A 5948-nucleotide genomic window follows, 5' to 3' on the forward strand; every position below is an offset into this window, starting at 1 on the left:
TCAAAACTCAAAACTCAAAACTCAAAACTCAAAACTCTCTTCCCCACTCCCTAATGAATTAACGGAGATTGCGACTTGTGAGTTCGGTTATACTACTTCAGATAAATGGTCGATCCTATTATGCTCATAATCAGAAGAGCAGAGCTGGTATTCCATGGGGATAGATAATAGTAGTGCAAAAGTGGTTGTTGCCAAGTGTAAGTGAAGTTTTAGCCCAGAGTACAGAAACTGGCTCACATGAGCCAATCGTACAGGAGGGGGGACTTTCTAATGGAAGCGAGAGGGGATTGCGAATTGCTGCGAGTCGCAAGATAAAAGAGTGTGCTAAAGCTCAAAGAGAATGGCAAAGTGCGATCGCATCTTTGGAAGAATTACTCTTGCAAGTGCTTTCCCAAATAGACAGAGATTCTCAGGCATCATCCTTGCAAGGATTACTTTTAGTTAATCCTGCGCCTGTCTTAAGTCACTCCGCACTCCTATCCCGTTTCCAAACCGGAATTTTTAGAGCGGAAGCATTGCTGGATTGGCATGGAATACAGTTTCAGTTACCGCCTGGGCAACGGGAACAATATCAACAGATTGCTAACACTCCTTACGATTTACCTTTGTTCATCAGGGATCCCTTAGCAGCAGAAAAGTTTTGTTTGGTATTTACCAATAAATTTAGCTTAGTAATGGCTGCTGGAGAAGACATGACTGGTGTTCCGGCTTTTCGGTTTTCCTTCGCTCCAGAAGACGTTGAACAAGCTTGGACATCCCTTTATCCTCGGCTATTACTGACAAGTTCCCATCAACTTAGTCAGTTAGAAACTTTAGTCAAAGAGTTTGCACCCAAACCACCAGATTACCGAATTGTAATGGAATTTGGGCGTAAACTTCTCCAGAATTTACCAGAATTACCCCAAGTTGAGAAAAGCCATACCCTATCGGTCAATTTTACAAGTGGAGTTACTCAATCCTCAAAACCTCAGTCTGATAGTAATCACTTTTGCGATACCTCTGGTGGGCGAAGCGCAAATCGCGAAATGAGCCAAGAGCGATCGACATTAAGGTTACCAAAAGATAGCACCGATCGCCATTGGGAAAGGTTGGTAAAAAATGATTGGCAAGATTGGGAAGAAAAAACTATTGGCAGAAGGCGATATAAGTCTAACTCAGATGTTACCGATCGCCTGTTTAGCTCCGACTCCCCTACCAATGAATCTCACCCTGATTTCGAACTACTGCAAGCCCTAACTCATGAAATTCGCACACCGCTAACCACAATTCGAACCTTAACAAAACTCTTATTAAAGCGTCGAGATTTACCAGGAGAAGCGATCCGACGTTTAGAAATTATTGATCGTGAATGTACTGAACAAATAAATAGAATGGAGCTGATTTTCCGAGCCGCCGAATTAGAAAATACTACAGTTAAGCAATCTGCGGTGAATCTTACCTCTATGTCTGTGGCTCAGGTATTTGAGCAGAGTATTCCTCGGTGGCAAAAGCAAGCTGAACGGCGTAGTTTAACCTTGAATGTGATTTTGCCCCAAAACCTACCAACTGTTGTCAGCAATCCCGCAATGCTGGATCAGGTGTTAAGTGGTTTAGTGGAGAATTTCACGCGCACTTTGCCAGGAGGCAGTCATATTCAAGTACAGGTAACAACAGCCGGAGATCAACTTAAGTTACAATTCCAGTCTCAATCAGATCGAGAAAATTCTGGTAATTCAGATAATTTAAGTAACGGAAGTTTTCGGACTTTAAAATCAATTGGTCAGCTTTTGATGTTCCAACCAGAAACGGGTAGTCTCTGTTTAAATCTTAAGGTAACCAAACATTTATTTCAAGCCTTGGGTGGTAAGTTAATTGTACGCCAGCGCCCTCAAGAGGGGGAAGTGATGACTATCTTTTTACCATTAGAGGTTGGTGGTGGGATTGATTATGAAGTAAAACTGCGAAATTAATCAGGGGATTTAATTCTCTCCACATGCTTAACTTATAGCCCTTTTCATGTGAGTGAGGTAATCCAGAAACCGGGTTTCTTTAAGAAAAAAGCTAGAAACCCGGTTTCTTTAACAGGACTTACGCAGCGACACCATATATAGTGGGAATGGTGCGTTAGCAAAGCTAACACACCCTACAAATAGATGCTTTGCGTAAGTACTGTTTAATAAAAAATCTAGAAACCGGGTTTCTATTCTGTACTTCAGGCAACTGAAAACCTCTTTTTTTCTAAAAAGTTCTGAATAGACGAGCAGATATAATCTATCTCTTGATTGGTGAGATCAAAGTGAGAAGGTAGGTTGATACCTCTTTGGTATACTTTATGGGTGATGGGGGTATAAATATTCTCAGTTTCGTACATTGGCATATCAGAAATTGGATAAAAATAAGCTCTAGTATCTATGCCTTGTAACCGAAGCATCTCCATCAAATTATTTCGCTGTCTCTCTGTATAACCTTCTATTTCAATACAGATTAGCCAGTAAACACTAGTCGCCCAGTCAGCAGTGAAGTTTAGTTTCAAGCCAGGGATACCCGATAGTTTTTTTTGATACTGGCTAAATATTTCTATTCTTTTATTGATAAATTGATCTATTCTCTGAAGTTGAGCCAAACCAAGAGCAGCCTGGATATTTGTCATGCGATAGTTATAGCCAAACTCATCATGCCAATATCGCTTTGATCTACTCATGGCATGATCTCGCAAATATTTTGCTCTTTGATAAAATGCTTCATCATTAGTCGTAATCATTCCTCCTTCCCCAGAAGTAATCATCTTATTCCCATAGAAACTAAAGATGCCACAGTGGGATAAAGAGCCAACTTTTTGACCATTAATTTCAGCCCCGTGAGCTTCCGCTGCATCTTCCATAACTATAAGATTATATTGTTTAGCCAATTGATTAATGGCGATCATATTGGCCGGATGTCCATAAAGATGAACAGCTATTATGGCTTTAGTATTTTCGGTTATTGCTTTTTCAATTTCCAGAGGATTGATACATAAAGTATCTTCTTCTATGTCAACTAATACAGCTTTTGCTCCGGTATAATGGACAGCGCTAGCCGTAGCAATGAAGGTTAAATCTGGGACAATTACTTCGTCGCCTGCTTTGATTCGGTAGGTGGCTAGTGCGAGATGTATTCCTGTTGTGCCGTTGGATGTGGTTAAAGCATATTTTGTGCCGCAGTAAGCGGCAAAGCTTTCCTCGAATTTAGTGATATATTCGCCAAGTGAAGATACCCAGCCAGATTTAAGTACATCAGTTACATAGTCAATTTCTAACTGAGTGATAGATGGTTGAGATATGGGGATAAATTTTGTCATTTTATTGTGTGAAATTGATAACTAATGGCTAATGGTTAACTTGCTATTGATGGCAAGCTATAGAAAACCAAACTAATCCAGACATATATAACATCTCTAGATGATGCTGGTTTAAATTTAGTGTGGTTAATTAATCCCTTAGCGCTAGAAGATTATCTATATCTTCCTTTGTGTCTTAGTGTCTTAGTGGTTTGTGAAATAGTTATTCTCTCAGCGCGAAGGGAGTGAGGGGATTTTAGATAATATGTGAAGCAAAGACTTTGGCGTTTTCCATTTGGCAATGGGGCTTGTACCATTGATGAGCGTTATCAGCAATTGTTTGTAATTGACTGGAATTAAGCTGTCTCAAATGTTCGCCCATTACCAAATAATTTTCATTCATTTTAATTCCATCGGCTTCTGAGGGATTGTATTGAGTACCCAGAGGAATTAATCCGTGAGCGCAGTATGCTGCAAATACTGTAGATTTACCTAAATCTCCAGGAAAGCGGGTGTAGTCGAAGCAGCCAGCCCAGGAATTTAGCATTAATTGACTGATAGCTTCAGCAGATTGAAATCCCATCTGTATGAGACGGATACCTGGAAAGTCGGATGGGTTTAAATCTAGAGATTTACCGATATCGCAAATTTCGGTAATTCCTAAAATTTTACAAGTTTCCAGTAGCCGTGGGAGAGCATTTTGATAAACGCGATGGCGATCGCTACTACCAAATATTACTATGCGCCGTTCCCTTTGATCCAAAGTTGGAATATTTTCCGGTTCCCCAACAGTGGAAAAATCAGGGATGCAGGTAACTGGATAATTCACCCACTCTGAAAGTTTAGCTTTAAATTTGCCACTATCTGTAATGATAGTACTTGCCAGTCTAGCCAGACGACGAGACACTATACTCTGAATTGGGTTTAACACACTAATATTCTTCCACTTTAATCGAGGTAATTCATGAAACATAACCACTAATTTTATTTGGCGCTGTTTCCTAGCTGCACGCAAAGCATCTACCAACCAAAAGGGAGCATCAAATTTTCCTTTAAGATAGGGATAGTTACTGTAATGTAACAGGATTCCCTCTATATCTGTTGGTAATACAGATAAGAAAGCATCAGTCGTGTGAGCAGGTATTACCGTAGCGGAAAACCCATTAATTATCGGATCAATCTGAAGTCCATCTTGGAAAACTAAGAAGTGAGTAGATAGTCGATGATCTTTCAATAATTTATCTGCTAATCTGAGGGCATAATCACCAACTCCATCTGTATAGGGGGGTAATCTAGGAACAATTTGTATAATAGTCTTATTCATCTGAAACACCTCCAATCTGCCTCTGCGTACCTCTGTGTAACCTCTGCATACTCTCCGTTAAAAATATTCACTCCTTGCACCTCTATTATCATCGATCAAACTTAATTTTGTCAGTTACTAATCCATCTAAACACACCTGCAATTCCTTTGCCAAGAGGGGAGCGGAAGCTTGATTAAATAAATTCCCCGCCAATCCGGGAATCTCATACTTTTCCACGTCTTTTGAGGTTAATTTATCCCAGCCCAGAAACTCACCCAAGTACCAATCTGCAAACTGTTTCTTAGCTCTTAAAAGAGTGATTTTGCCTGGATAAACTTGCGGTTTATAGTTAATAGATGCCTCCCGATTCACCTCTTCTGCTCGTAAGTATCGAAGTTCATGGGGTAAAGTATCCGCCGTTTTTTGCTCTGGAGATGGCTGAGAGTTCAGTTGCTGATGGACAATTTGTCGCTTTTGTTTGGCTGAGGTTTTCTGTTGAATTTTTTCTAGAAGATACTCTAACTTCTCTAACAGTCCACCTGAAAATAACTTTTGACCATGATAATAATAAGTTTTGGACAACCAATAATCAAATTTATGGAAATTAGATCTCAACCGAAAATATAAAGAATTGCGATTGATTTGAGGTTGGGATTGTCTGGGAGAATAAGCATCGAATAAAGCCAACAAATCTACTTGTTCTCCTTGAGAGATAAGTTGTTGTGCCATCTCAAAGGCTACCGTACCACCAAAACAGTGACCGCCTAATGAATAAAGACCATTGGGTTGAATTGTGCGTATTTCTTTAAGGCAAAGTTCGGCTAGTCCTTCTACAGAGATTTCCGTGACTTCTTTACCATCTAAATCTGGACGTTGTAGGGCATAAAATGGTTGTTCTTTATCTAATAATTGAGCAAATCTTGCCCAACTTAGGGCATCGGCTGAACCGCCATGGAAGAAGAAGGGTTTTTTAGAACCATTGGGTTTGACTGCGATTAAGGAAGATCTGGGTTCTACCCATCCTTTTTGACGAATAATCTGGGCTAATTCCTCAATAGTTGGATACTGGAATAGGGCGGCTAGTGGTAAATTTTTATTTAATTGTTTTTCAATTTGAGAGAAGAGTTGGACGGCTAGTAATGAATGTCCACCTAAGTCGAAGAAGTTACTATTGATACTGATAGGTTGTATCTTAAGGACTTGTGACCAAATTTGAGTTAGTTGCTGTTCTAATTCATCGCGAGGGGTACTAAATGTTTCTGGAGATTCTTGTCGGGTGGAGTCCGGTGCAGGTAGGGCGCGGCGGTCTAATTTTCCATTAGGAGTTAAAGGTAAAACTTCCAGGATGA

4 protein-coding genes are annotated in these 5948 nt (G+C 40.0%); 1 reads left to right on the top strand and 3 read right to left on the bottom strand.

Annotation, left to right across the window (positions count from 1 at the left end):
- Positions 1–173 precede the first annotated feature (173 nt).
- The gene (locus NJ959_RS24630; RefSeq protein ID WP_254014393.1) at positions 174–1949 is read left to right on the top strand and encodes a sensor histidine kinase; all 1776 of its coding nucleotides are present in this window, start codon (positions 174–176) and stop codon (positions 1947–1949) included.
- 242 nt (positions 1950–2191) lie between these two features.
- On the opposite strand, the gene NJ959_RS24635 is transcribed toward NJ959_RS24630, so the two are convergent.
- The 3 genes from NJ959_RS24635 to NJ959_RS24645 all read right to left on the bottom strand — a co-directional run.
- Positions 2192–3316 (bottom strand): DegT/DnrJ/EryC1/StrS family aminotransferase, encoded by a 1125-nt coding sequence (locus tag NJ959_RS24635; protein WP_254014394.1) that lies wholly within the window; start codon positions 3314–3316, stop codon positions 2192–2194.
- 235 nt (positions 3317–3551) lie between these two features.
- Complete coding sequence (locus NJ959_RS24640; protein WP_254014395.1) at positions 3552–4619, bottom strand: glycosyltransferase family 4 protein; 1068 nt, start codon at positions 4617–4619, stop codon at positions 3552–3554.
- A gap of 88 nt (positions 4620–4707) precedes the next feature.
- Positions 4708–5948: thioesterase domain-containing protein (locus NJ959_RS24645; protein ID WP_254014396.1), on the bottom strand; the 1241-nt coding region annotated here is incomplete at its 5' end.

Source organism: Limnofasciculus baicalensis BBK-W-15 (assembly GCF_024178385.1).
Lineage (GTDB): Bacteria > Cyanobacteriota > Cyanobacteriia > Cyanobacteriales > Coleofasciculaceae > Limnofasciculus > Limnofasciculus baicalensis.